The organism is Streptomyces sp. NBC_00019, from assembly GCF_045041015.1.
In the GTDB taxonomy this organism is placed as follows: Bacteria; Actinomycetota; Actinomycetes; order Streptomycetales; family Streptomycetaceae; genus Streptomyces.
Genome location: NZ_CP108302.1, coordinates 5,034,015 through 5,059,868 on the forward strand (window position 1 = coordinate 5,034,015; position 25,854 = coordinate 5,059,868).

The 25,854-nt window shown below is 70.8% G+C and carries 27 protein-coding genes; 16 read left to right on the plus strand and 11 right to left on the minus strand.

Going from position 1 to position 25,854, the window contains the following annotated elements; genetic code table 11:
• The first annotated feature begins 121 nt into the window (after positions 1 to 121).
• Positions 122 to 1,048: a mycothiol synthase gene (gene mshD, locus OHU89_RS23620; RefSeq protein ID WP_405645640.1), complete on the plus strand. Its 927-nt coding sequence runs from the start codon at positions 122 to 124 to the stop codon at positions 1,046 to 1,048.
• Positions 1,049 to 1,082: 34 nt separating this feature from the next.
• On the opposite strand, the gene OHU89_RS23625 is transcribed toward mshD, so the two are convergent.
• From OHU89_RS23625 to OHU89_RS23645, 5 genes are read right to left on the minus strand one after another with little or no spacing between them, the layout of a single operon-like run.
• The gene (locus OHU89_RS23625; RefSeq protein ID WP_405645642.1) at positions 1,083 to 1,763 is read right to left on the minus strand and encodes an ABC transporter; all 681 of its coding nucleotides are present in this window, start codon (positions 1,761 to 1,763) and stop codon (positions 1,083 to 1,085) included.
• A gap of 43 nt (positions 1,764 to 1,806) precedes the next feature.
• On the minus strand, positions 1,807 to 3,327 hold the full coding sequence (locus tag OHU89_RS23630; RefSeq protein ID WP_405645644.1) for an ABC transporter permease: 1,521 nt from the start codon (positions 3,325 to 3,327) through the stop codon (positions 1,807 to 1,809).
• Positions 3,324 to 4,184, minus strand: a complete 861-nt coding sequence (locus tag OHU89_RS23635) for an ABC transporter ATP-binding protein (protein WP_266890538.1) — start codon at positions 4,182 to 4,184, stop codon at positions 3,324 to 3,326. Before OHU89_RS23635 ends, OHU89_RS23630 begins: the two co-directional genes overlap by 4 nt.
• A complete protein-coding gene (locus OHU89_RS23640) occupies positions 4,181 to 4,993 on the minus strand; it encodes a zf-HC2 domain-containing protein (protein ID WP_405645646.1) in 813 nt (270 codons plus the stop codon). The genes OHU89_RS23635 and OHU89_RS23640 overlap by 4 nt, the downstream gene beginning before the upstream one ends.
• A gap of 58 nt (positions 4,994 to 5,051) precedes the next feature.
• Complete coding sequence (locus tag OHU89_RS23645; protein ID WP_266890534.1) at positions 5,052 to 5,591, minus strand: RNA polymerase sigma factor; 540 nt, start codon at positions 5,589 to 5,591, stop codon at positions 5,052 to 5,054.
• 111 nt (positions 5,592 to 5,702) lie between these two features.
• Here OHU89_RS23645 and OHU89_RS23650 point away from each other — a divergent pair, with 111 nt between their 5' ends.
• The 13 genes from OHU89_RS23650 to pstB all read left to right on the plus strand — a co-directional run bounded on the left by OHU89_RS23650 (position 5,703) and on the right by pstB (position 19,068).
• Complete coding sequence (locus OHU89_RS23650; protein WP_266890532.1) at positions 5,703 to 6,119, plus strand: GntR family transcriptional regulator; 417 nt, start codon at positions 5,703 to 5,705, stop codon at positions 6,117 to 6,119.
• Positions 6,116 to 7,015, plus strand: coding sequence for an ABC transporter ATP-binding protein (locus OHU89_RS23655; protein WP_405645648.1), 900 nt, complete (start codon positions 6,116 to 6,118; stop codon positions 7,013 to 7,015). Before OHU89_RS23650 ends, OHU89_RS23655 begins: the two co-directional genes overlap by 4 nt.
• Complete coding sequence (locus OHU89_RS23660) at positions 7,012 to 7,983, plus strand: ABC transporter permease (protein ID WP_405645650.1); 972 nt, start codon at positions 7,012 to 7,014, stop codon at positions 7,981 to 7,983. Before OHU89_RS23655 ends, OHU89_RS23660 begins: the two co-directional genes overlap by 4 nt.
• Entirely contained in the window at positions 7,980 to 8,819 is an 840-nt protein-coding gene (locus OHU89_RS23665) for a hypothetical protein (protein WP_405645651.1), read from the plus strand. Before OHU89_RS23660 ends, OHU89_RS23665 begins: the two co-directional genes overlap by 4 nt.
• A complete protein-coding gene (locus OHU89_RS23670) occupies positions 8,816 to 9,775 on the plus strand; it encodes a hypothetical protein (protein ID WP_405645653.1) in 960 nt (319 codons plus the stop codon). The genes OHU89_RS23665 and OHU89_RS23670 overlap by 4 nt, the downstream gene beginning before the upstream one ends.
• Entirely contained in the window at positions 9,772 to 10,644 is an 873-nt protein-coding gene (locus OHU89_RS23675; protein WP_405645655.1) for a hypothetical protein, read from the plus strand. Before OHU89_RS23670 ends, OHU89_RS23675 begins: the two co-directional genes overlap by 4 nt.
• A gap of 151 nt (positions 10,645 to 10,795) precedes the next feature.
• On the plus strand, positions 10,796 to 13,153 hold the full coding sequence (locus OHU89_RS23680; RefSeq protein ID WP_405645657.1) for an RNA degradosome polyphosphate kinase: 2,358 nt from the start codon (positions 10,796 to 10,798) through the stop codon (positions 13,151 to 13,153).
• Positions 13,134 to 14,288 carry a CHAD domain-containing protein gene (locus tag OHU89_RS23685; protein WP_405645659.1) on the plus strand — a complete coding sequence of 385 codons (1,155 nt, stop codon included), beginning with the start codon at positions 13,134 to 13,136 and terminating at the stop codon, positions 14,286 to 14,288. The genes OHU89_RS23680 and OHU89_RS23685 overlap by 20 nt, the downstream gene beginning before the upstream one ends.
• Before the next feature lie 25 nt (positions 14,289 to 14,313).
• A complete protein-coding gene (locus OHU89_RS23690) occupies positions 14,314 to 14,736 on the plus strand; it encodes an NUDIX hydrolase (RefSeq protein WP_405645661.1) in 423 nt (140 codons plus the stop codon).
• Between the two features lie 233 nt (positions 14,737 to 14,969).
• On the plus strand, positions 14,970 to 16,094 hold the full coding sequence (gene pstS, locus OHU89_RS23695; RefSeq protein WP_405645663.1) for a phosphate ABC transporter substrate-binding protein PstS: 1,125 nt from the start codon (positions 14,970 to 14,972) through the stop codon (positions 16,092 to 16,094).
• Between the two features lie 111 nt (positions 16,095 to 16,205).
• Positions 16,206 to 17,210 carry a phosphate ABC transporter permease subunit PstC gene (gene pstC / locus OHU89_RS23700; protein WP_405645665.1) on the plus strand — a complete coding sequence of 335 codons (1,005 nt, stop codon included), beginning with the start codon at positions 16,206 to 16,208 and terminating at the stop codon, positions 17,208 to 17,210.
• A complete protein-coding gene (gene pstA, locus OHU89_RS23705) occupies positions 17,207 to 18,253 on the plus strand; it encodes a phosphate ABC transporter permease PstA (protein WP_405645667.1) in 1,047 nt (348 codons plus the stop codon). The genes pstC and pstA overlap by 4 nt, the downstream gene beginning before the upstream one ends.
• A gap of 38 nt (positions 18,254 to 18,291) precedes the next feature.
• Positions 18,292 to 19,068, plus strand: a complete 777-nt coding sequence (gene pstB / locus OHU89_RS23710; RefSeq protein WP_046262887.1) for a phosphate ABC transporter ATP-binding protein PstB — start codon at positions 18,292 to 18,294, stop codon at positions 19,066 to 19,068.
• Positions 19,069 to 19,181: 113 nt separating this feature from the next.
• On the opposite strand, the gene OHU89_RS23715 is transcribed toward pstB, so the two are convergent.
• The 3 genes from OHU89_RS23715 to OHU89_RS23725 all read right to left on the minus strand — a co-directional run bounded on the left by OHU89_RS23715 (position 19,182) and on the right by OHU89_RS23725 (position 21,329).
• A complete protein-coding gene (locus OHU89_RS23715; RefSeq protein ID WP_405645669.1) occupies positions 19,182 to 19,604 on the minus strand; it encodes a hypothetical protein in 423 nt (140 codons plus the stop codon).
• A 100-nt stretch (positions 19,605 to 19,704) separates the two neighbouring features.
• Positions 19,705 to 20,703 (minus strand): anion permease, encoded by a 999-nt coding sequence (locus tag OHU89_RS23720; RefSeq protein WP_405645671.1) that lies wholly within the window; start codon positions 20,701 to 20,703, stop codon positions 19,705 to 19,707.
• A 5-nt stretch (positions 20,704 to 20,708) separates the two neighbouring features.
• Positions 20,709 to 21,329 carry a DUF47 domain-containing protein gene (locus OHU89_RS23725; protein ID WP_030043659.1) on the minus strand — a complete coding sequence of 207 codons (621 nt, stop codon included), beginning with the start codon at positions 21,327 to 21,329 and terminating at the stop codon, positions 20,709 to 20,711.
• Between the two features lie 212 nt (positions 21,330 to 21,541).
• On the opposite strand from OHU89_RS23725, the gene OHU89_RS23730 reads away from it, so the two are divergent.
• Entirely contained in the window at positions 21,542 to 21,883 is a 342-nt protein-coding gene (locus tag OHU89_RS23730; RefSeq protein WP_046262890.1) for a metal-sensitive transcriptional regulator, read from the plus strand.
• 42 nt (positions 21,884 to 21,925) lie between these two features.
• Here OHU89_RS23730 and OHU89_RS23735 read toward each other — a convergent pair whose 3' ends face one another.
• The gene (locus tag OHU89_RS23735) at positions 21,926 to 22,105 is read right to left on the minus strand and encodes a hypothetical protein (protein WP_046262891.1); all 180 of its coding nucleotides are present in this window, start codon (positions 22,103 to 22,105) and stop codon (positions 21,926 to 21,928) included.
• Between the two features lie 96 nt (positions 22,106 to 22,201).
• Positions 22,202 to 23,044 (minus strand): hypothetical protein, encoded by an 843-nt coding sequence (locus OHU89_RS23740; RefSeq protein ID WP_405645673.1) that lies wholly within the window; start codon positions 23,042 to 23,044, stop codon positions 22,202 to 22,204.
• 500 nt (positions 23,045 to 23,544) lie between these two features.
• On the opposite strand from OHU89_RS23740, the gene OHU89_RS23745 reads away from it, so the two are divergent.
• The gene (locus OHU89_RS23745; RefSeq protein ID WP_405645675.1) at positions 23,545 to 25,107 is read left to right on the plus strand and encodes an FAD-binding oxidoreductase; all 1,563 of its coding nucleotides are present in this window, start codon (positions 23,545 to 23,547) and stop codon (positions 25,105 to 25,107) included.
• 15 nt (positions 25,108 to 25,122) lie between these two features.
• Here OHU89_RS23745 and OHU89_RS23750 read toward each other — a convergent pair whose 3' ends face one another.
• Positions 25,123 to 25,827: a phosphatase PAP2 family protein gene (locus tag OHU89_RS23750; protein WP_405645677.1), complete on the minus strand. Its 705-nt coding sequence runs from the start codon at positions 25,825 to 25,827 to the stop codon at positions 25,123 to 25,125.
• Positions 25,828 to 25,854: the final 27 nt, after the last annotated feature.

The following is a 25,854-nucleotide window of genomic DNA, read 5'->3' on the forward strand; positions in this document are numbered from 1 at the left end:
GTCCGGCGCAGCCTAGAGTCAACGCGCGTAGCGCGACAGGGGTTTCCTGGTTACATCCTGGTTTCCCTTTGCCCTTTCCTTTGCCGCCACTTTGCGGGGTCCTCCCCGTACCCTCGTACGCATGACCAGCGACGACACCGCACGGCGTGGCCCCTCCCGCTCGATCGACACCTACTCGGCGCTCTCTCCTGACCGGACCGAAGCGGTGCTGGCGCTCCTCGCGGAGGCCGTGCGCAGCGACGGGCAGCAGGCGGTGTCGGAGCAGGGACGGCTACAACTGCGCGGTGCCGCACGCGAGGGGGTGTCCCATCTGCTGCTGACCGTCGACGACCAACTCGTCGGCTATGCCCAGCTGGAGGACACCGACCCGGTGGAGGCGCCGGCCGCGGAACTGGTCGTCCATCCCGCGCACCGCGGTCACGGCCACGGCCGGGCGCTGGGCTCCGCCCTCCTCGCCGCGTCCGGCAAGCGGCTGCGGGTGTGGGCCCACGGCGGCCACTCCGCGGCCCGGCATCTCGCCCAGGTCCTCGGTCTGACCCTGTTCCGTGAGCTGCGGCAGATGCGGCGGCCGTTGACGGGCCTTGAGCTGCCCGACCCGGTCCTTCCGGACGGCGTGACGGTACGCCCCTTCGTCCCCGGCCAGGACGACACTGCCTGGCTCGCCGTCAACGCCGCCGCCTTCGCCCACCACCCCGAGCAGGGCTCCCTCGTCCAGCGTGACCTCGACGCGCGTATGGCCGAGCCCTGGTTCGACCCGGCCGGATTCTTCCTCGCCTTCCGCGGCGCCGAGTTGGTCGGCTTCCACTGGACCAAGGTCCACGCCGCGGAGCAGCTGGGCGAGGTCTACGTCCTCGGTGTGAAGCCGGGGGCGCAGGGTGGGGGGCTCGGCAAGTCCCTCACCACGATCGGCCTGCGGCATCTGGCGGGGCAGGGGTTGCCCACGGCGATGCTGTACGTCGACGCGGACAACAAGGCGGCGGTGTCGGTGTACGAGCGGCTCGGGTTCGTGACGCATGAGACGGATCTGATGTACCGCACGGAGACGTGAGGCCGGGGGTGCGCGCCGGGCGGCGGGGGCGAGATCACGCGCCCGACGGACCGGCCCGCAACGCTCGCCGTCTCAACCGCTCCGGCCCGCACGCCACCCACACCACCGCCGCCGCCACCAGCACCCACGCCCACCGCTCATGGGACGCCGCCCACCGCTCGTCCCGCACCCCCACGAACATCGCCCACCGACCCGGCAGCGCCAGCGGTGTCACGACGGCCGAGGTGAGTACCGCCGCGGCCACCGCCTGCCCCGGCTCCGACGCCTCGTTGAACCGCACGGCGACAGCGGCCGCCGCCAGCGCGAGGACAAAGGTCGCGGCCGCCTCCAAGGTGACGTCGCCCACGGGAGGACGTATCTCACCCGGGACGAGGAGCATCGCCACCGTCCAGGCCAGCGCCAGGAACGGGGCGACCAATGCCACCCGCAGCGCCTGCCGGACCGGACGCGTCGTCGGCACCGAAACGGTGGTCTCCCGGGCCGGATCGTCCAGGAGGAACGCCAGGCCCAGCGCGAAGGCCAGCGCGGTCGCCCGCAGCAGATTCAGCGCCAGCCACTCGTCCCCGTCGATGAGCCACCGCGCCGCCCCCGCGAGGAGCAGCCCCACGCTGCCGGCGGCCCCCAACGCCCGCCACGGCAAGGTCCGCAGAACGGGACCCAACAACGCCCGCGACACCACCGCACTCCGCACCCGCGCCTCCCCGGCCCCGCTCATCCCCACCCTCTCCACCCTCTCGACTCGAACGCCGGAGCCCGTGTCAGTCACACGAGTCGGCCTTCACCTTGGCGTCCACGCCCAGCAGTTCGGCCACCTGTGCCGTCGTCACCTTCGGTGCGGTCAGTTCCGACCACCGCGACTTCACCTTCGCCTCGACCTCGCCCCGCGGCCGCTCCAGCAGCTTGCGGACCACCGTCGTCTGCCCCTCCGTCATCGACATCGAGTTCGTCGGGGACAGCACGATCGCCGAGCCGGTCACGCTGTCGTCGAGGCGGACGTGCCTCAACTGGGTGATCGGGTCGGACTCCCAGGCCAGAGCGATCCACATGAGGGTGACCATGCGGCCGTCGCACATTCCGCCCGCCGCGTCCTCGTCACCCGCGATCAGTACGGCGGCGACGGCGGCCGAGAACTCGGGGACGCGGTTGCCGCCCCAGTTCGTGCCGACCGTCACCTGGTGGGCGGCCTTGGACGGGGGGATCGCCGCGTCACCGTCGAGGCCGTAGGTGGCGTCTATCCGCTGGCGGACGAGAAGTCGCTGGTCGTGTGCCGTGCCGCCCGCCAGGGACTGCACCTGGTCCACGACCGAGGCCCAGTCCGCCGTGCGGCCCCGCCACTCCGGGAAGGCGCAGTACCGCGACCCGGCCCGCTCCACGCATGTCTGCACCTGCTCGGGGTGGAACGTCACCCGCTCCCGCGCCGCCGTCGTCTTCGCCGACACTCCCTGTGCCTGGGCGGTCCCGCCCAGGACCGTCAGGGCCAGCGCACCGACGAACAGGGCCCGTGCGGACCGCGCACGACCGCCGCCGCCCATCAGTACCGCGAGCAGCGCCAGGCTCAGCCCGAGGCCGGCGAGATAGACGGCGTGCCAGAGGGCGGGGCGGCCGATCAGGTCGGAGGGCAGGGTGTCGTTGCTCATCTCCCCCACGACCGGGTACAGCCAGCGGACCCAGCCGCTTTCGCCTCCCAGCCCCGTGCCGAGCACGAAGAAGAAGAGGAAGACCACGAGCAGCAGCGGAGCCGCGAAGGTAGACGCCACCAGCCGGGCCATCAGCACGCCGACCGCCCCGAACAGCAGCACCGTCAGCGGTCCCACCAGCAACTCGCTGACCGAACCTCGTCCGAGGGCACCGGACTTGAGGGCCTCCCAGCCGAACTGTCCGGTCACGCAGACCGCGGTGAGCAGGACGGCCGGCACGACGGACAGCAGATGCGCCGCCGTACGCCGCCCCGCGCTCATCACCAGCACCCCGAAGTGGCGTTCCGTGTCCTGTCGCCCGGACCGCAGCACCGCCTGGTTCACGGCCAGCAGCACCGCCAGGCCGACCAGCAGCGGCCCGCCCTGCGTGGCACGGTCGACGTTCTGGAGGGCCGGATAGCCGTCCGCGTAGTCCCGGGCGCTCCACACGATCCAGGCGACGTACGCCAGGAAGCCGACGATCACCGGAACGCTCATCAGCAGTCGGCGCGCCTCGAACCGGGCGAGGGCGAGCACCGCGGCCCAGGAGTCCCGTGACGCGGTCCGCTCGGCGGGCGGGGCCGCCTCCATCACGGCGCTCATGCCGCCACCTCCGCGCCCGCGCCGTCGAGGGTCAGCAGGTAGCCGTCCTCCAGGGTGGGTTCGAGGAGGTCGGCACCGGCCGGCGGATCCCCCACGTTGCGGAAGGAGCCCGTGCCCGTGCGCCACCCCGCCTTCGCCCCCGGGTCGCGTTCCGTACTGCTCCACACCCGTCCGGCGGCCCGCGCCGTCAGTTCGGCGGGAGTGCCGTCGAAGCGCACCCCGCCGGTCGCCATCACCACGACCCGGTGGCAGAGCATCGCCACGTCCTCCGTCTGGTGGGTGGAGAGCAGGACCGTCCGCCCTTCGCCCGCCCGGGCGATCAGCTCCCGGAACCGCATGCGCTGTTCGGGGTCGAGGCCCACCGTCGGTTCGTCCAGGACGAGGAAGCCCGGGTCGCCGACGAGCGCCGCGGCCAGCGCGACCCGCTGCCGCATGCCTCCGGACAGCTTCTTGATGCGCTTGGCGCGCACATCGCCCAGGTCGACCTCGTCCAGCACCCGGCGCACCTCACGGTGGCGGGCGGCACGATCCGTCAGCTCCTTCAGGATCGCCACGTAGTCGACGAACTCGAAGGCCGTGAAGTCCGGGTGGAAGCCGGGGGTCTGGGGCAGATAGCCGAGCCGGCGCCGCACCTCCTGCCGCCCGCGCGTGGTGCCCGGGTCGTGTCCGAGCACCGTGAAGGCGCCCCGGTCGGCGGGCACGGCGGTGGCCAGCACCCGCAACAGGGTGGTTTTTCCCGCCCCGTTGGGACCGAGCAGCCCGGTGACGCCCCGTGTCAGCCGCAGCGACACGTCGTCCAGGGCGCGGGTACCGCCGTAATGGAGGCTGAGCCCCGAGGCGGAGACGGTGGGTGTCATACGGCACTCCTGTGGGAGACGTCGAAACGGTCACGTGCGAGGTAGAGCAGTCCGACCGCGAGCGCGGCGACCGCGGCGGCGGCACTCTGGCCCGCCGCTGTGAACGGCACGAGCGGTCCGTCACCGCTCGCGTCCGCGACGACCAGCAGCGCCACCCACACCCCGCCGACGAGGGTCGGCGCGAGGACCGGGCCCAGCCGGGGGGTCAGCGCGAGGCCGGTCGCGGTGAGGGCGAGCGCGGGCAGCAGCCAGGCCAGGGCGCGCAGGCCGTAGGCGGGGAGCGCGAGCGTCGCCAGGCCGTTGAGGCCGAGGACGGTGGTGAGCACGGCGACGGTGCGGACCATCAGCAGCCGGAATCCGTGCACCGGACTGACGACCGCCATCTCGTACGTCGGGTCCAGCGCGGGCCCGTACGCCAGTGCCACACCCGCGAGCGGCAGCAGCGGGGCGAGGGCGAGGAACAGCGTCGGCGAGTCCGCCGAGTACACCGCCCCCACCGTCGTCACCAGCACGAACACCACCGCCGCCAGCCACGACCGGCGCAGCACCGGTGTCGCCGCGAGCAGCCGCGCGGTGTGGTCGGCGACGCCGAGCCGCACGAGCAGCCCCTCGAACAACCCCCGCTTGGGCGCGTCGAGTTCGGCGTCGAGGCGCTCCCAGCCGGCGTCCACGGAAGGACCGACGGAGGCGAGCACCCCCCGGCACCGCGCGCAGGAGACGAGGTGCGTGTCGGCGGACCAGAGCAGCGGGGGCGTCAACTCACCCTGTGCATAGGCCCGTAGATCCTCTTCGGCCACATGCCACGTCATGCCGCCACCTCCCGCCCGTGCTCCCGGCCCCGCAGACCCTGATCGCTTACGTGCCTGCTCATGCCAGTGCCTCCCGCAGTTGCTTACGGGCCCGCATCGCCCGCGTCTTGACCGTGCCCGGCGGGATCCCCAGGACGACGGCCGCCTCGCGGGTGGTCAGCCCGTCGATGACCGTCGCCTGGAGGACCGCCCGGAGCTCGGGTGAGAGCCGGACCAGGGCGCCCGCGAGGTCTCCGTGCTCGACCCCCGCGAGCACGCGTTCCTCCGCGGACGCCTCGTCCCGGTGGCGCAGCCTGGCCAGTGCCTGCCGCAGCCTCCCCCGCGCCCCGTCGCCGCGCAGCGCGTCGACGAGCCGCCGCGAACCGATGCGCCACAGCCAGCCGGCCACATCTCCGTCCTCGCGATAGCGGGCCTTGCCCCGCCAGATCGCGAGGAACGTCTCCTGCACGACGTCGTCGACGACCCCTGCGTCGGCGCACCGGCCGCGCAGCCTGGCCGTCAGCCATGGCGCGAACCGCCGGTACAGCTCCTCGAAGGCGCGCCGGTCCCCGTCCGCCGCGGCCCGCAGCAGCTCCCCGTCGCTTCTCGTCTCGCTCACATCACCCTCATCGCACGAGCCCCGCCGATCGGTTCACAGGATCGCTCTTGACTTTCTGACCCGCCTTGCACCACCCTTTCACTACTCAATTAGTGAAAGGGTGGTGCACGGGTGGTCGAGTACCGCATCGACCGGCACTCCGGGGTCGCCACGTACGTCCAGATCGTCCAACAGACCAAGCAGGCCCTCCGGCTGGGCCACCTGGAACCGGGCGACAAGCTCCCCACGGCGCGCGAGGTAGTGGAGGCAACCGCCATCAACCCCAACACGGTCCTGAAGGCCTACCGCGAACTGGAGCGCGAGGGACTGGTCGAGGCCCGGCGCGGTCTCGGCACCTTCGTGCGCCGCGGCCTCGGCGCCGCCACCGCCGACTCGCCCCTCCACTCCGAGCTCGACGGATGGACCCAGAGGGCCCGGGCGGCCGGCCTCGACCGGGACGACGTGGCCGCGCTCTTCACCGCCGTACTCGACAAGCATTTCCTGGACAAAAACGGCCAGGACCAGCACAGCCAGGGAGCCCCCTCATGACCGACACCGCCCTTGAGGCAGCCGCGCTGGGCAAGCGCTTCTGCCGGCTGCGGCGGTCCGCCGGATGGGCCCTGCGCGACTGCACCTTCACGCTCCCCACCGGCCGCGTCTGCGCCGTCGTCGGCCCCAACGGCGCGGGCAAGTCCACCCTGCTCGCCCTCGCCGCCGGCCTCATGGCCCCGAGCGAGGGCAGCCTCTCCGTCCTCGGCGGGCCCGCGGGCGCGGCACGCGCACGTGTGGGCTTCGTCGCCCAGGACAAGCCGCTCTATCCCCAGCTCAGCGTCGCCGAGACGCTCCGCATGGGCGCCGACCTCAACCCCGGACACTGGGACGCGCGCGCAGCCGAGCGGATCGTGGCCGGCGGCGAGCTCGACCCCAAGGCCCGTATCCGCGCCCTGTCGGGCGGCCAGCGCACCCGGGTCGCGCTCGCCCTCGCACTCGGCAAGAAGCCCGAACTGCTGCTCCTGGACGAGCCGATGGCCGACCTCGACCCGCTGGCCCGGCACGAGCTGATGGGCGTGCTGATGTCCCAGGCGGCCCAGCACGGCACCACGATCGTCATGTCCTCGCATGTCGTCGCCGAGCTGGAGGACTCCTGCGACCACCTGCTGCTGATCGGCGGCGGCCGGGTCCGCCTCGCCGGGGAGATCGACGAGCTGCTGGAGACGCACACACGCGTGTCGGCATCCGCGGACACCGTCCTCGCCCCGCACACGGTCGTCGAGTCCCGCACCACGGGCCGCCAGCTCTCCGCCCTGATCCGCCCGGCCGCCCCGCTCCCCGCCGACTGGCGCACCAGCGCGCCCTCCCTGGAGGAGCTGGTCCTGTCCTACCTGCGCAACCCCGAGGCAGCCGGAAAGACGGCCCTCTCGGGAGCCGAGGAGGTCTCCGCGTGAGCGCCCTCACCGCGCCCCAACTGAGCCGCTGGCTGATACGGCTGCACCGGCCTGCCCTCCTCGTCTGGACCGTCGTCCTCCTCGGACTCGGCAGCGCGCTGCTGTGTCTGTGGGGGCCCCTGGCCGACGCCTCCGCCGAGGCCTGGCAGCAGCACTACGCCTGCGCGTCGACAGGTCCCTGCCTGTACGACCAGGCGGCGATCCTGCGCTACAAGCACATCTACGACTACGCGACCATCGCGGTCCTGGCCGTCCCCTTCCTCGTCGCCGCCTGGGCGGGAGCCGCCCTCACCGGCCGTGAACTGGAGCAGCGCACCGCGCAGCTGGCGTGGACCCAGGGCCTGACCCCGACCCGCTGGCTGCTCTCGAAGCTCACCCTCCCGGCCGCCCTGGTCACCGTCGGCACCGGCCTGCTGGTGCTGCTGCACCACGGGATGTGGTGGGCGTCCGAGGGCCGGATCGGCAGCGCCAAGTCCTGGTACGACCCGCCCACCTTCTACGCCGGCGGCCCGATCACCGTCGCGCTCGCCCTGGCCGGCCTGTTCGCCGGCGCCTTCGCGGGCGTGCTCCTGCGCCGCTCGCTGGCCGCGCTGGGCGCCGCCGTCGTCGCCGTGGGCGCGCTGTGGGCCGGTGTCCACCGGGCCCTGCCACACCTGTGGACGCCGGTGACCAGCGTGTCGAGCCTGGAGAGCGACCTGCCCGTGGGCAACGGCGTGGATGTGTCGACAGGCCTGCTCACCGCCGACGGCGAGCGCCTCGCCGACCCGTTCTGCGGCAGCACGATCAACCCGCAGTGCGAGCGGCTCTACGACCGTCTCGGCGCCGTCAGCTGGTACCACGACTACCACCCGCTCTCCCACTACTGGCCCCTGCAGCTGACCGCCTCCGCGATCGTGCTCGCCGTCGCCGCCCTGCTCGCGCTGGCCGCGTTCCGCGTGACCGCCGTACGCACGAGAGGTCTGTCGTGATCCGGGGCGTGCTGCGGCTGCACCGCGCGGCACTGATCGTGTGGACCGTGTTCGTGCTGGGCTCGGTGGCCTACCTGGTCTGGCTGACCGAGATCACCGCCGACGACGTACACGCGACGCTGGACGCCTGCCCCAGGAACGACCCCGGCAGCGGCTGCGGCATCTGGGCCTGGCGCGACTACAGCGAGCCGATGGGCTGGATCAGTACGTTCATGTACTACGGCTTCTGGGCCGTCGCCGCCTGGTCGGCCGGCGCGCTGATCGGCCGTGAACTGGAGTCCGGCACCGCGCGGTTGGCGTGGACGCAGGACGTCTCGCCGATGCGCTGGCTGGCCGCCAAGCTCGCGGTGCCGGCGCTGGTCCTGATCGCCGGCGGCGCGCTCTTCGTCCCCGTCTTCCGCTGGGCCTGGTCGGCCCACCGCAACCTGATGGGCGACAACTGGGGCTTCGCCGACGTGTTCGCGGCCCGCGGCCCGCTCGTCGTGGCCTACGGCCTGTGCGCCCTCGCGGTCGGCGCGCTCACCGCGCTCGTCGTACGCCGCTCACTGCCCGCGACGGCCATCGCGGTCGCCGCGGTGATCGTGCTCAACCGGTACGTGGAGAAGTACCGCGACGAGTACTGGCCCACGCTCGACAGCGACGGACGCGAACTGCCCGCCACCGTATGGCAGATGGGCAACGGCACCTACCACCCGCAGTCCCACTTCTGGCCGCTGCACCTCGTCGAGACCGGCATCGTCCTCGCCGTCGCGGCCCTGGCCACCCTCGCCGCGTTCCTCCTGCTCCGCCACCGCACCCGCCCCGCTCGCACGCCCCGCCAGGAGTCCCCCGCATGACCGCATCCGTCGCCACGGCGCCACCGCGTCCCCCGGCCACCGGCCGCACGGTGCTGCGCCTGCACCGCGCCGCCCTGATCGTCTGGGGGCTCGTGGCCGTCGCCGCCGCGCTGGCCCTGCTGTGGGCGTACGGCCCCGGCGCCGAATCCGCCGAGACCGCGTGGCGGCGCACCTGCCCCGTCGGCAACGACTGCACGTGGGACACCACGCTCAACGGCTACTACCGCACCGTCATGCTCGCCAGGTGGGCCATCGTCTACATGCCCTATCTCGTCGCCGCCTGGGCCGGTGCCGTCATCGGCCGCGAACTTGAGTCCGGCACCGCGCGGCTGGCGTGGACGCAGGGCGTGACGCCGACCCGCTGGCTGGCCGCCAAGCTCACCGTCCCCGCGGCCCTGCTCACCGCCGGCACGGCCGTACTGGTCCTGCTGCACCGCATGGTCTACAGCGCGAACGAGTTCCCGCTGGACTGGGGGTGGTACGAAGACAGCACCTTCACCGCGAACGGCACCCTCGCCCTCGCCCTGCCCCTCCTCGCCCTCGCCGCCGGCGCCCTCGCGGGCCTGCTTCTGCGCCGCGCCCTGCCGGCCCTCGCCGCGGGCCTCGCGATCACCGTGCTCGTGGAGTACGCCGCCGACACCGTCACCCCCCACCTGTGGCCCTGGAAGACCGCCCTCAACGGTCTCCACTCGGGCCCCGGGACCCCGCAGAACGTCCTGTGGGGCGACCAGGGGGCCCTGACCTCCACCGGCGAGCGGATCCCGATCCCGGACTGCGACGACAGGATGAAGTGCTTCACCGACCACGGCGTGACCGGCTACTACCTCGACTACCACCCCGCCTCCCACTTCTGGCCCCTCCAGCTCATCGGGACCGGCATCGTCCTCACGGTCGCGGCGGCAGCGGTGGGCACGGCGTTCTGGCTGCTGCGCAGGGGAACGAGGGCGGCGGCGTGAGCGCTCTCTCCGTCCCCACGGCGGCGCCCGCCGTCCGCGGTGTGCTGCGTCCGCACCGCGCCGCACTGCTCCTCTGGCTCACGGCACTGGCGGCCGCGGCGGTCCACCTGGTCTGGCTGCACTCCCTCGCGGACGAGGCCCGCAAAGGCGTCAGCGGCTGTGCCGTACCGCAGCAGAGCGGCCTGCCGCTGTGCTCGGCCGTCGAGGCGATCACCGCCGACGCGACGTACAGGGACGGGATCGCCCTGGTCACCGGCGCTCTGGCGCTCGTCATGTTCCCCGCGGCCGGCTGGGCCGGCGCCGTCATCGGCCGCGAACTGGAGAACCGCACCGCCCTGCTGGCCTGGACCCAGGGCGTGACGCCGACCCGCTGGCTGGCCGCCAAGCTGACCGTCCCGGCGGTCCTGCTCGCCGCCGGCACCGGCGCGATCGCCGTACTGAACATCTGGGCGCGCGACGACGGCGACCCGAACCTCGTCGGCGACTGGCACTTCCCCGACGTGTTCATCGCCACCGGCCCGGCCGCCGTCGCGTACGCCCTCGCGGGCCTCGCCCTCGGCGCCCTCGCCGGTCTGCTGACCGGGCGCGCCCTGGCCGGCGCGGGGGTGGCCTTCGCGGCCTGTCTGGTCCTCTACAACGTGGTGGACCTCTTCCGCGGGGACCTGTGGCCCACGCTCACCCGGACCGGCGCCTTCGAGCCGCCCCGCTCGTACTACCAGGTCGACTGGTCCGCGAACGAGACCGTCCTCAGGTACCACCCCCGGTCCCACTTCTGGCCCCTCCAGTACGTCGAGACCGGCCTCCTCCTCACCATCGCCGCCGCCGCGACGACCGCCGCCTTCCTGCTGCTGCGCCGCCGCACGGGCTAGGACCTCCGGACCGTACGTCCTCCCACGGGGGTGGGGGACGTGCGGTCCGGGCATGTTTCCGGGCGGGCGGATGCCCGGGATCCGCCCCCCGGTGTCCCACACGCCATGTCTCCGTAACCAACGGTTCAGACAGACTTGCGACGCTCGGCGAATGAAGCCCGCCGTGCCCGAGCCTTCGCCGCCCCCCGAGGGACCCGCGCGGAACGGAGTCGCCGCGCTCCCGCCCGCGCTCTCCGACGCGCCTGTCTCGCCCATGGCGCGGAAGAATGGGTCCATGAGCCAGCCCAGCACCCAGGCAGCACAGGTCCAGCACGCGCAGCCCTCCGTGGGCTCCATAGCCGCGCACCGCCCGCACACCGTGGCCGCGGCGGTCTCCGACCTGGAACCCGACATCGACGCCGACCTCGACGCGTACGAGGAGTCGCCCTTCGATGGACCTGACCTCCCGCAGGGTCGTTTCCTCGACCGGGAGCGCAGCTGGCTCGCGTTCAACGAGCGCGTCCTGGAACTCGCCGAGGACCCGAACACGCCTCTTCTCGAACGGGCGAACTTCCTCGCGATCTTCGCCAGCAACCTGGACGAGTTCTTCATGGTCCGGGTGGCCGGTCTGAAGCGCCGTATCGCCACCGGCGTCGCCACCCGCTCCGCCTCCGGCCTCCAGCCGCGCGAGGTGCTGGAGATGATCTGGGCCCGCTCCCGCGAGCTGATGGCCCGGCACGCCGCCTGCTACCACGAGGACGTCGCCCCCGCACTCGCGGAGGAGGGCATCCACCTGGTCCGCTGGAACGAGCTCCAGGAGAAGGAGCAGGCCCGCCTCTTCACCCTCTTCCGGCACCAGATCTTCCCGGTCCTGACCCCCCTGGCGGTCGACCCGGCGCACCCCTTCCCGTACATCTCGGGTCTCTCGCTGAACCTCGCGGTCGTCGTACGCAACCCCGTCACCGGCCACCGCCACTTCGCCCGCGTCAAGGTCCCGCCGCTGCTGTCCCGCTTCCTGGAGAGCTCCCCCGGCCGCTACGTCCCCATCGAGGACGTCATCGCCGCGCACCTGGAGGAGCTGTTCCCGGGCATGGAGGTGCTGGAGCACCACGCCTTCCGCCTGACCAGGAACGAGGACCTGGAGGTCGAGGAGGACGACGCCGAGAACCTCCTGCAGGCCCTGGAGAAGGAGCTCATGCGGCGCCGCTTCGGGCCGCCGGTGCGCCTGGAGGTGGAGGAGTCCATCGACCGCGAGGTCCTGGACCTGCTGGTGCGCGAGCTGAAGATCTCCGAGGCCGAGGTGTACCCGCTGCCGGGTCCCCTGGACCTCACCGGTCTCTTCCGTATCGCCTCCATCGACCGGCCCGAGCTGAAGTACAAGAAGTTCATCGCCGGCGTCCACCGCGACCTGGCCGAGGTCGAGTCGGCGTCCGCGCCCGATATCTTCGCGGCCCTGCGCGCCCGTGACGTGCTGCTGCACCACCCGTATGACAGCTTCTCGACGTCCGTGCAGGCCTTCCTCCAGCAGGCGGCGGACGACCCGGACGTCCTCGCCATCAAGCAGACCCTGTACCGGACCTCCGGCGACTCCCCGATAGTCGACGCCCTCATCGACGCCGCCGAGGCCGGCAAGCAGGTCCTCGTCCTGGTCGAGATCAAGGCCCGCTTCGACGAGCACGCCAACATCAAGTGGGCGCGCAAGCTGGAGGAGGCGGGCTGCCATGTCGTCTACGGCCTGGTGGGCCTGAAGACCCACTGCAAGCTGTCCCTGGTGGTCCGCCAGGAGGGCGAGACGCTACGGCGCTACAGCCACGTCGGCACCGGCAACTACCACCCCAAGACGGCGCGTCTCTACGAGGACCTGGGCCTGCTGACGGCGGACCCGCAGGTCGGCGCGGACCTCTCGGACCTGTTCAACCGCCTCTCGGGCTACTCGCGCCGGGAGACGTACCGCCGCCTTCTGGTGGCCCCCAAGTCTCTTCGCGACGGGCTGATCTCCCGGGTCAACAAGGAGGTCCAGCACCACCGTGCGGGGCGTCCGGCCTTCATCCGCATCAAGGTCAACTCGATGGTGGACGAGGCGCTCATCGACTCGCTCTACCGCGCGTCCCAGGCCGGCGTGCCGGTCGACGTGTGGGTGCGCGGCATCTGCGCGATCCGCCCCGGCGTCACGGGCCTGTCGGAGAACATCCGGGTCCGCTCGATCCTCGGCCGCTTCCTGGAGCACTCCCGGGTCTTCGGCTTCGGCAACGGCGGTGAGCCCGAGGTGTGGATCGGCAGCGCCGACATGATGCACCGCAACCTCGACCGCCGTATCGAGGCGCTGGTCAGGGTGACGGACCCGGCCCACCGAGCGGCGCTCAACCGTCTCCTGGAGACGGGCATGTCCGACGCCACGTCCTCCTGGCATCTGGGTCCGGACGGCGAGTGGGAGCGGCACGCGACCGACGCGGAGGGCCAGCCGCTGCGCAACGTCCAGGAGATGCTCATAGACGCCCGGAGGCGCCGGCGTGGCACAGCAACACCTTGAACCGACGGAACCCGTGTCCAGTCATATCGGGCCGATGACGGGGGAAGCCCTCGCGGGCTACCTCCGGGCCCAGGCCACGGAGTTCCTGCGCGCCCTGCGACTGCACCGGGAGTCCGGTGCCGCCGCCGGCAACGGCGCGGCGCCCCCCGTCGACGCGGCCCGGGCCCTGCGCCGCTCGGCCCGCCGCATCAGCGGCAGCCTCCACACCTTCCGGCCGCTCCTGGAGACGGACTGGTCGGAACGGATGCGGCCCGAACTGGCGTGGGTGTCGGGCACGTTGGCGTCGGAGCACGCGTGCGAGGCGCGGCTGGAGAGGCTGCTGCTGGCGCTGCACAGGCTGTCGGGGGCGACGGTGTTGCCGGGGCAGACGGGGGGCGTGGCAGGCGGCCACGCCGACGCGGGTATCGGTCATCCCGACGTAGCCGCGGGCCATCGTGCCGCCAGGGCGCCACGCGTGGGCGCGGCGGCACCCGGCAGCGCCGGCCCGGCGCCCCACCCCGCGGCCACCCCTGATCGCGGCAACCTCACGGTGGGCGCGGCCAAGGCAGGCGCGCTCCTGGACCGCCAGCTGACCCTGGCCAGGACCCGGGCCCACAGCACCGCCCTCCAGGCGCTCGGCTCCTCCCGCTTCCACGCGGTCGCCGACAACATCGCCGTACTCGCCAGCGAGGTGCCCCTGACCCCCGCGGCCCCCTCCACCGACCTACGGCCCCTCGCCCTCGCCGCCAAGGACCGCCTCAAGGACGCCGTGGCCGCCCTCCCCCTGGTCACCGCGGGCCACCCCTACAACGCCGAGGCCCTCGTCCACGGCCTCTCCCCGGACCCGGCCCCGCACCCCCAGGACGCGCCCTGGCACCAGGTCCGCCTGCTGCTGCGTCTGCACCGGTACGCCCGCGAGGTCCTGCGCGGCGACCTGACCGACGTACGTCTGCTCGCGGCCGGCGAGGCACTCGACCGGCACCGCGACGCCTCCGAGGCCGCCGCGGCCGCCGCGCAGGCGGCCCGCACGCCCCGGATCGCGCCCGCGACCGCCTACGCCCTCGGTGTGCTCCACGCCGACCAGCGCCACGAAGTGGAAGCCGCCAGGTTCGCCTTCGAGCGTTCGTGGCAGATGGAAACCGTCAGCACCTCGTAGCCGACACGGAGGCGGTGAGCCCTCGGTGAGCTCTCCCGACAACAGCACCGTCCAGGCGGCGGGCTGCGTCCTGTGGCGCCGCTCGCCCTTCGACGGTGAGCTGGAGGTATGCCTCGTCCACAGGCCGAAATACGACGACTGGTCCCACCCCAAGGGCAAGCTGAAGCGCGGCGAGGACCCCCTGAGCGGCGCCCTGCGCGAGGTGGCGGAGGAAACCGGCTACCGGGCGGCGACCGGCGCCGAGCTCCCCACGATGCATTACGTGGCGAACGAGCGCCCCAAACAGGTCCGCTACTGGGCCGCCGAGGCCGTCGACGGCGCCTTCACCCCGAACAGCGAGGTCGACCGCATCCTGTGGCTCTCCCCCACGGCGGCCCGCAACCGCCTGACCCAGCCGAGGGACCGCAGGCTCGTGGACTCTCTGCTGGCCTCGCTGCACCTGGCATAGTCCGGAATCGCGTCGTGTCCTCGACGTAAGCCTTCCGTGACCTAACCGCACCTTCCGCAGGGGTTCACCCCCCGTTCATTTACGCCAGTCGGCGCCTTCACCTGATCTGCCTAATTTCGGCCTTACGCGGTGCGGACCGCTCCTCGGAAGAACACCTCGAAGACGCGTCCGCATCACCCAGTCTTCGCACGCCGCCGGATTCAGGACGGCGGCTCTCGGAAGGAACTCCCTCAGTGAAGCTTCAGCGCAAGAACCGGCGGGCTCTCGCTCTCGGCGCGATCGCCGTCTCCGGCGCCCTGGCCCTCACGGCGTGCGGCTCCGACGACACCGGCACCTCGGACGGCGCGAGCAGCTCCACCGCCGCCAACAGCTCCATCAAGTGCGACGACGCCAAGGGCCAGCTCCTCGCCGACGGCTCCTCCGCGCAGAAGAACGCGATCGACGCCTGGGTCAAGCAGTTCACGGCCGCCTGCTCCGGCGTCCAGATCAACTACAAGGGCGGCGGCTCCGGCGCCGGCGTCACCGCGTTCACCCAGGGCCAGGTGGCCTTCGCCGGTTCGGACTCCGCGCTGAAGCCCGAAGAGGTCACCGCCTCCAAGTCGGTCTGCACCGGCGGCCAGGGCATCGACCTGCCGATGGTCGGCGGCCCGATCGCGGTCGGCTTCAACGTCCCGGGCGTGGACAAGCTCGTCCTGAACGCCGAGACGCTCGCCAAGATCTTCGACAGCAAGATCACCAACTGGAACGACGCGGCGATCAAGGCGCTCAACCCCGACGCCAAGCTCCCCGACCTGAAGATCCAGGCGTTCCACCGCTCCGACGAGTCCGGCACCACGGACAACTTCACCAAGTACCTGATCGCCGCCTCCCCGGCGAACTGGAAGTACGAGGGCGGCAAGGCCTGGCAGGCCAAGGGCGGCCAGTCGGCCTCCGGCTCCTCCGGTGTCGCCCAGCAGGTCAAGCAGACCTCCGGCGCCATCTCCTACATGGAGCTGTCGTACGCCAAGGACGGCATCGTCCCGGTCACCATCGACACGGGCGCCTCCTCCCCGGTCGAGGCCACCGTCGAGAACGCCACCAAGGCGATCGCGGCCGCCCAGGTCGTCGGCACCGGCAAGGACCTGTCGCTGAAGCTGGACTACGCGACCAAGGCCGACGGCGCCTACCCGATCACCCTGGTCACGTACGAGATCGTCTGCGACAAGGGCAACAAGTCCGACAGCCTGCCCGCCACGAAGGCCTTCCTGCGCTACATCGCCTCCGAGGACGGCCAGGGCGCGCTCGCCGACGCCGGCTACGCCCCGATCCCCGACGACATCATCGCCAAGGTCCGCACCACCATCGAGGGCCTGAGCTGATCCACGCGTGCGGTCCGGTCCAGGGCCTGAAACCCCGGACCGGACCGCACCGTCCGGTGCACCGCCGCCAGGAGTCGTACAGCCGTACGACTCCGCAGACCGGAGAACCCGATGGACACCACACAGATAGCTGACACTCCTCCCCCCGCCCCGCAACCCACCGCGACCGAGCAGAAGGCCGCGGCCCGTGGCGCCACCCGCCCCGGCGACCGCATCTTCCTCGCCCTGTCCCGCGGTTCGGGCATCTTCCTGCTGGTGATCATGGCCGCGATCGCGGTCTTCCTCACCTACCGCGCGTCCCTCGCGATCAGCAAGGACGAGGCCAACTTCCTCACCGCCTTCGAGTGGAACACCAGCGTGCTCCCGCCGAAGTTCGGCATCGCGGTCCTGGCCTTCGGCACGGTCGTCTCCTCGATCGTCGCCATGGTCATCGCGGTCCCGATCGCGGTCGCCATCGCGCTGTTCCTCACGCACTACGCCCCGCGCAGGCTGAGCGGTCCCATCGCGTACGTGGTCGACCTGCTCGCCGCCGTGCCGTCCATCGTCTACGGCCTGTGGGGCGCCCTGATCCTCGTACCGAACATGACCGGCCTCTTCGGCTGGCTGGACGAGTACCTCGGCTGGACCGGCATCTTCTCGTGGGAGGGCGGCGCCCCCCGCTCGATGCTCACGGTCGGCATCCTGCTCGCGATCATGATCCTGCCGATCATCACCAACGTCAGCCGTGAGGTGTTCCGGCAGACGCCGCAGATGCAGGAGGAGGCGGCCCTGGCGCTCGGCGCCACCCGCTGGGAGGTCATCCGCATGGCGGTGATCCCCTTCGGCCGCTCCGGCGTGATCTCCGCCTCGATGCTCGGCCTCGGCCGCGCACTCGGCGAGACGATGGCCGTGGCCACCGTGCTCTCCCCGACCTTCGACATCCAGGCCAGCCTGCTCGACCCGGGCGGCGGCACCTTCGCCCAGAACATCGCCAGCAAGTTCGGTGAGGCCAACGAGTTCGGCCGTGACGCGCTGATCGCCTCCGGCCTGGTCCTGTTCGTCATCACCCTGCTGGTCAACGGCGCGGCCCGCGCGATCATCGCCCGCCGCAAGGAGTACTCGGGGGCCAACGCATGAGCACCGCAACCGTCAGCACCCTGCACGGTGCCCGCCTGCCCAAGTGGTCCCCGTACGCCATCGCCGCCGGCTCGGTCGCCGTCGCGGTCGGCATCGGTCTGGGCGCCGGCCTCGACAGCCGCGTCCAGTGGGGCCTGATCGCCGCGATCCTCTTCCTCGTCGGCACGTTCGGCATCGCCGCCCGCGTCGAGGGCCGCCGCCAGGCCAAGGACCGCATGGCGACGTCGCTCGTCTGGGTCGCCTTCATGCTCGCCGTCATCCCGCTGGTCTCCCTGGTCTGGGTGACCGTCGCACGCGGCTTGAAAGTCCTCGACGTCTACTTCCTGACCCACTCGATGGGTGTCGTCGCCGACACCGAGCCGGGCGGCGGCATCTACGCCGCCATCATCGGCAGCCTCGAGCAGGTCGGCCTCGCCACCCTGATCGCCGCCCCGGTCGGCGTGCTCACCGCGATCTACCTGGTCGAGTACGGGCGCGGCAACCTCTCCCGGGCCATCACGTTCTTCGTCGACGTCATGACCGGCATCCCGTCGATCGTCGCCGGTCTGTTCATTCTCAGCCTCATGCTCCAGTTCGAGATGCAGCCCTTCGGCTTCGCCGGCTCGCTGGCCCTGGCCATCCTGATGATGCCGGTGGTCGTCCGCTCCACGGAGGAGATGCTCAAGCTCGTCCCGAACGAGCTGCGTGAGGCCTCCCTGGCGCTCGGCGTCCCGAAGTGGCGCACCATCCTGAAGGTGGTCCTGCCCACCGCGATCGGCGGCATCACGACCGGCATCATGCTGGCCATCGCCCGTATCGCCGGTGAGACCGCTCCGGTTCTGCTGCTGGTGTTCGGTAACCCGTTCATCAACAACAACCCCTTCGAGGGCGCGCAGTCCTCGCTGCCGCTGTACATCTACCAGCAGTACGCGAACAGCGCGGGCTCCGGAGCGGCGTACGACCGCGCCTGGGCGGCGTCACTGACGCTGATCGCCTTCGTGATGATCCTGAACCTGGTGGCCCGCGGCATCGCCCGCTGGAAGGCCCCGAAGACCGGTCGCTGACGCGACCCCACAGCGACTGATCTGGAAGTGAAGTAGTCATGGCCAAGCGAATCGACGTAAGCGGACTGACCGCCTACTACGGCTCCCACAAGGCGATCGAGGACATCTCGATGACCGTCGAGCCCCGCTCGGTGACGGCCTTCATCGGCCCCTCCGGCTGCGGCAAGTCGACGTTCCTGCGCACCCTGAACCGGATGCACGAGGTCACCCCCGGCGGCCGCGTCGAGGGCAAGGTACTCCTGGACGACGAGGACCTGTACGGCACCGGCATCGACCCCGTGTCCGTGCGCCGCGAGGTCGGCATGGTCTTCCAGCGCCCGAACCCGTTCCCCACGATGTCGATCTTCGACAACGTGGCGGCGGGCCTGCGCCTGAACGGCTCGTACAAGAAGGCCCAGCTCGCGGACATCGTTGAGAAGTCCCTCAAGGGCGCGAACCTCTGGAACGAGGTCAAGGACCGCCTGAACAAGCCGGGCTCGGGCCTGTCCGGCGGCCAGCAGCAGCGTCTGTGCATCGCCCGCGCGATCGCGGTCGAGCCGAACGTCCTGCTGATGGACGAGCCCTGCTCGGCCCTGGACCCCATCTCCACCCTGGCGATCGAGGACCTGATCGGCGAGCTGAAGGAGCGCTTCACGATCGTCATCGTGACGCACAACATGCAGCAGGCCGCCCGTGTCTCGGACCGCACGGCGTTCTTCAACCTCGCGGCCGTCGGCCAGCCCGGCAAGCTGATCGAGATCGACGACACGGAGCGCATCTTCTCCAACCCGTCGGTCCAGGCCACGGAGGACTACATCTCGGGCCGCTTCGGCTAGACCGGCACCCGATGAAGACCCCTCGCGGTGCTGCATGGCGGTGCCACCGCGAGGACGAAAAAGGGCCCGCCCCCTGGCTCCCAGGGGGCGGGCCCGTTTCGTACGGTCGGCGGTTACGCGACGCCGTCGGCGTAGGCCGTCTTCCAGCCGCTGCACGTGGCCGAGACCACGGTGCCGTCGTCACGGAGACAGACCCTGATGTAGAGCGTGGCCGACTCGGCGAAGTCCTCGTCGGACGGCACGCACGTGTTGAAGCCGTTGCCGTTGTACTTGGAGTGGACCGTGCCGGAGCTGCCGACCTTCCAGTACCCGACGACACCGGCACCGTCGGTCGAGTTGTCGCAGATGTGGAAGGAGTCGTCGTCCGTGTAGAAGGCCTCCGAGCCCGCGGACGCCGCGTAGTCACCGGACCTGTAGGTCGACACGCTGTAGATCTCGGTCGCCGCGGAGGCCGGCGCTGCCACGTAGAGCATGGTGGCCGCCGCGGCACCCACCGCTCCCGCACCGGACAGCAGACGCCTGCTGAGAGTGTTCATGAGAAATCCCCCTTCGAACACGTGTTCATAGAACAGGTGATCCCCAAGGTCTCACGAAAGGGGCGGGAGTGTCGGGTGTTTTTCAACTACTTGACCACGCTCACAGGAACGCCAGGTTCACGACCCCGAACACACCCGCCGCGACCAGCGCCGCAGCCGGCATGGTGATGAACCAGCCCAGGATGATGTTCTTCGCGACACCCCACCGCACGGCGTTCACGCGCTTCGTCGCACCCACGCCCATGATCGCCGAGGTGATGACATGGGTCGTCGAGATCGGCGCGTGGAACATGAACGCGGTGGTGAACATGATCCCCGCGCCCGTGGTCTCCGCGGCGAAGCCCTGCGGCGGGTCCAGCTCGATGATCTTCCGCCCGAGCGTCCGCATGATCCGCCAGCCACCCGCGTACGTGCCGAGCGACAGCATCACCGCACAGGCGATCTTGACCCACACCGGGATCGGGTCGCCCGCGTCCTCGACATCGGCGATGACGAGCGCCATCACCACGATGCCCATCGTCTTCTGCGCGTCCTGCAGACCATGACCGAGGGCCATACCGGCCGCGGACACGGTCTGCGCGATCCGGAAACCGCGCTTGGCCTTGTGCGGGTTGGACTTCCGGAACATCCACATGATCGCGACCATCACCAGATAGCCGGTGACGATACCGACGATCGGCGACAGGAACATCGGGATGACGACCTTCTCGAGCACCCCGGACCAGATCACGTCGATCCCGCCCGCGAGCGCCGCTCCCACCATGCCGCCGAACAGCGCGTGCGAGGACGACGAGGGCAGACCGAAATACCAGGTGACCAGGTTCCAGACGATCGCGCCGACGAGGGCGGAGAAGAGGATCCACATCCCCCTGTTGCCCTGCGGGGTCTCGATCAGGCCCTCACTCACGGTCTTGGCGATCCCGCTGCCGAGGAACGCACCCGCGAGGTTCATCACGGCCGCCATCGCGAGCGCGGCCCGCGGGGTCAGCGCCCGCGTGGAGACCGAGGTCGCGATCGCGTTGGCCGAATCGTGGAAACCATTGGTGTACGTGAAGCCGAGCGCGACGCCGATGGTCACGATCAGAGCAAAGGTGTCCACGTGGTTCAGGACTCCTTGACCGCGATGGTCTCCACGGTGTTGGCGACGTGCTCGAACGCGTCGGCCGCCTCTTCCAGTACGTCCACGATCTGCTTGAGCTTCAGCACCTCGATGGCCTCGTACTTGCCGTTGAAGAGCATGGCGAGCAGCTTGCGGTGGATCTGGTCGGCCTGGTTCTCCAGCCGGTTGACCTCGATCCAGTACTCGGTGAGGTTGTCCATGGTCCGCAGGTTCGGCATGGCCTCGGCGGTGAGCTCGGCGGCCCGCGCCAACACCTCGATCTGCTGCTCGACGCCCTTGGGGAGTTCCTCGACGTTGTAGAGGACGACGAGGTCGACGGCCTCCTCCATGAAGTCCATGATGTCGTCGAGGGACGACGCGAGGTTGTAGATGTCCTCACGGTCGAACGGCGTGATGAACGAGGAGTTCAGCTGGTGGAAGATCGCGTGCGTGGCATCGTCACCTGCGTGTTCCGCGGCCCGCATACGCTCTGCGATCTCGGCCCGGCCGGCGGTGTCCGCCCCGAGCAGTTCCATGAGGAGCTTCGAGCCCGTGACGATGTTGTCCGCGGATGCGGCGAACATGTCGTAGAAGCTCGTCTCCCTGGGGGTCAGACGAAAGCGCACAAGGGGTCCTCGGGGTGCATGGGTTTCGGTCAGGCTGATGCTAAGTGCATCATCCGGCCACGACTAATGGGCCGTCCCCCAGTGTCGCCCATCAGGCAGAGTGGTCGGCACGGGGGCCTTCCGCAGGCCCTATACCCGCCAAAGTTGGGTACGATATACCCGGTAGGGGTATATGTCTGCCCTCATATTGGCCCGCAGATGTGGAGGACGCGATGACGACCACCGAGGCCGGCGCGGAAGTGCCCTCCGCCGAGACGGACCACGACCACGGGGTGCACGGCTACCACAAGCAGAAGGACGAGCACCTCAAGCGCCTGCGCCGCATCGAGGGCCAGATCCGCGGCCTTCAGCGCATGGTGGACGAGGACGTCTACTGCATCGACATACTCACGCAGGTGTCCGCCTCCACCAAGGCCCTGCAGTCCTTCGCCCTGCAGCTGCTGGAGGAACACCTGCGGCACTGCGTCGCGGACGCGGCCCTCAAGGGCGGCGAGGAGATCGACGCGAAGGTGGAAGAGGCGACGAAGGCGATCGGCCGACTGCTGCGGACGTGAAACGGACGCGGACGGACGGCTGAGGGGACGCCCCCGGGCGGCTCACGCGCCGGAGGCGTCCTCGCGCTCCTGGGCCACTTTCAGCACCTCGTCGATGCTCTCAAGGCTGAGCCTGTCCTCGTGGGCGGCCGAGGCCGCGATGATCAGGTCCCCGCACAGCTCGATCTCGGCGAGGGCCACGTGGTCCTGAACTGCCGTACCGCCGACCGGAGCCACGTGCATCACCTCTTCTCTGCCGTCACCGCTTCCTAGAGTAGGGAGCGGCCTACGCACCGCGCATGGCACGGACGGGCTAGTTCTTGACGCCCGTCACGGCTGCTATTGCTCGGCGATCCTCCCGGCGTAGATGTCGTCGTCCTCCGGAAGCCGTACGTCGACGGCGACCCCGAAGTCGTAGAGCAAGGTAGTGGAAGCGACCGCCACGGTCCCCTCCTGCTGCCCGTTGACGAAGCTGAACCGATGCCGGACCTTGCGGATCCGCCCGTCGTCGTCGAGGTAGACGTCGAAGGGGACCCGGGCAGTGGCGAACCCTTTCGCCGCCGCGCCGAGTGCGGACCTGTTCCCGGCGGAGGCGTCCCGAGCGGCGACGGCGAGATCGGCGACCCCCCGATAGTGCCGCACCTCCGTCCCCGCGACCTCGGTCTCCCCGACATACGTCGCGGACCGGGTCCCCCGCAGCAGCTCGGCGGCGGCGAAGGGATCGGTGGCACCCCCGGTGACGAGATTCCCGTCCGACAGCGAGGCGGTCTCGACCCGCACCCACTTGTCGGAGGGCACCCCGGCACCACGGTTCTTCATGAACAGCGCACCGGGCGCGAGCAGTTCGGTGATGGGCCGATGCTCGCTCGTCCCGGCGGGATCCTGCGGCAGCAGCACCTTCAACTCCCCGACCCGGCGCCGATAGTCATAGATCCCTTCCCCGCGAATGGTGACGCGGGTCCCCCCGGTCGCCATCTCCATGGAGGTCCGGGCCTTGGAACTCCGCGCCTCCACAAGCCGGTCGGCGGCAAGACGCACCACCTCGACGGCGTCACCCGAGCTCCGCCCGTCCTCGGCGGTGACCCCGCTCGCCGAACACCCCGCGGCCCCGGCCACGACGACGGCCACGACCCCCGCCACAACACCGACCCCACCGGTCCGCCTCTGCTGCCGCTCCGCCATCGCCTGCCTCCGTCACGGACCCCCTGTCCGTTCCGCTAACGACGACCATGCGGAGCCCGTCACGCGCATACGAACCCTTTACCCGGGCTCGGTAACGTTGTCGCCGTGGCACACCAGGACAGGGTCCCCCCTTCCCACGAGTCCCCTGAACACCTGACGACAACAGTCGACCAGGGCCCCTTCTGCACAGCCCGCTGCACCTGCGGCTGGCGCGGCCCGGCAAGAAGAGCAAGAAGCCAGGCAAGAACAGACGCGAAACACCACATAGAGACGTAACTGCACGTCTCTCGAAGCCGGTCCAGGCAATCTCAGCCCGTCCGGCGTTTGAGGACGAGGCCCGTTCAGGGCCGTCATCGGGGGTCTGGGGGCGCAGCCCCCAGGGATGAGACGGGTAGGGGCGGCGGGGGCGAGAACAGCCCGGCCCGCAACCCCACCGACCGGCACGATGGAACCCCCGACCCCACCACCCCGTCTCGTTCCACGAACCCCCAGGAGGCGACATGGAACGGCGTACGTTCATCGGCGGCGGCGTAGCCGCAATCGCCGCGGCGACCGCGACCGCGTGCAACGGCGACGACAAGGCCGACGCGGCGCAGACGGCCACCGCCGGCAAGTCCGCACGTACGTCCACCAGAGCCGGCACCACCGCCACCGCCCCCGCAAACTGGACCGCCCTCGCCCGCGACCTGGACGGCACCCTCATCCGCCCGGGCGACACGAACTGGCCGACCGCCCACCAGCTCTACAACACCCGCTTCGACAACCTGAAGCCCGCGGCGGTCGCGTACATCGCCCACGCGGAAGACATCCGCACCGCTCTCACCTACGCCCGAGCCCACAACCTCCACATCGCGATCCGCAACGGCGGCCACTCCTACGCCGGCTGGTCCTCCGGCAACAACCGCCTGATCATCGACGTCTCGAAGCTCAACAAGGTCCGCAGCAGCGGCAGCACAGCGGTGGTCGGCGCCGGATCGAAACTCATCGACGTCTACCGCGCCCTCACCGCGAAGGGCGTCACCATCCCCGCCGGCTCCTGCCCCACCGTCGGCGTCTCCGGACTCACCCTCGGCGGCGGCCACGGAGTCGTCTCCCGCGCCTACGGCCTGACCTGCGACAGCCTCACCCAGGCGACGCTGATCACCGCGGACGGCAAGCAGCTCACCGCGAACGCGACCGAGAACAAGGACCTCTTCTGGGCGCTGCGCGGCGCGGGCAACGGCAACTTCGGCGTCGTCACCGAGCTGCACTTCAAGACCCACCCGGCACCCCAGGCGGTGAGGGCGTACATGTCCTGGCCCTGGGCGAAGGCCGCTGCCGTGACCAAGGCCTGGCAGGAGTGGGGCCCGACCCAGCCCGACGAGATCTGGTCGTCCCTGCACCTGGCGGGCACCTCCGGCGGCTACACCACGGTCTCCGTCGCCGCCTTCTCCCTCGGTACCTACGGTGAGCTCCAGAACGCCGTGGACCGCCTGGCCGACAAGATCGGTGCCCCCGCGACCAGCGTCTCCCTCAAGCGCCTCTCGTACGAGGACGCGATGGAGGTCTACGCCGGCTGCTCCTCGTTCACCACGGACGCCCAGTGCCACCTGCCCGGCAAGACCCCGGGCCGCAACCCGCAGGGCGCGCTCGGCCGGGAGACGTACGCCGCGAAGTCGGACTTCTTCGACCGCTCCCTGTCCACGGCCGGCATCCAGGCGATGCTCAAGCAGCTGGAGTCGGTCCGCGGCGGCGCCGGCGACATCGCCCTCACGGCCCTCGGCGGCGCCGTCAACCGCGTCTCGCCGACGGCCACGGCGTTCGTCCACCGCCGTTCCCGCATGCTGGCCCAGTACATCGCCGCCTGGAAGGCGGGCACGTCGGGCACGACCGCCCAGTCCTGGCTGACCCAGGCCCACAACGCGATGAAGCCCTACGCATCGGGCGCGGCCTACCAGAACTACACCGACCCGTCCCTGACGGACTGGCGCAAGGCGTACTACGGAGACGCGGCGACCAGGCTCACGGCCGTGAAGAAGCAGTACGACCCGAACGGCTTCTTCACGTTCCCGCAGGCCCTCTAGGGACTGTCCGGCGGATCAGGCGGCGAGGTCCCGCTCCTCGGCGCCCGTTTCCTTCCGGGCGCCGGGGATCAGGGAGTCCTGACCGTCGTAGGACTTCCCGCGTGCCCGGATGAGCCACCCCGCGCGCGGCGACCGCTCGATCGCCTTCATCAGCGGGGTGAGCAGGGCCATGGCCAGCGGGGACAGCAGCAGGGCCACGGCGGTACCGAGGGCGAAGCCGCCGATGACGTCGGTCGGGTAGTGCACGCCCATGTAGACCCGGCAGAAGCCCTCGAGCAGGGCGAGGCCGATGCCGAAGAAGCCGAACTTGCGGTTGGCGACGAACAGTCCGACCGCCATGGCCATGGTGATCGTGGCGTGGTCGCTCACGAAGGAGTAGTCGGTCTTGCCGGAGACCAGGACCTCGAGTCCCTCGTGCTGGAGGAACGGCCGGGGCCGCTCCACGAACCCTCGTATCGGCACGTTGACCAGCACGGCGACACCGGCCGCGAGCGGCGCCCAGACCAGCGCGGCCACGGACGAGGGAGCCTCCTCGCCGCCCCGCTTGCGCACGGACAGCCAGCACCACAGCACGAGCAGCACGGTGGCCAGGAGGATCCCGTACTCACCGACGTACTCCATGACCCGGTCGAACCACACGGGTGCGTCCTTGGCCAGGCCGTTGATGTCGTAGAGCAGGTCGACGTCGGGGTTCGACCCGGATGCGGCGAGTCCAGCCATGGTGCTGCGGCCCCTTCGTCGGCTCTC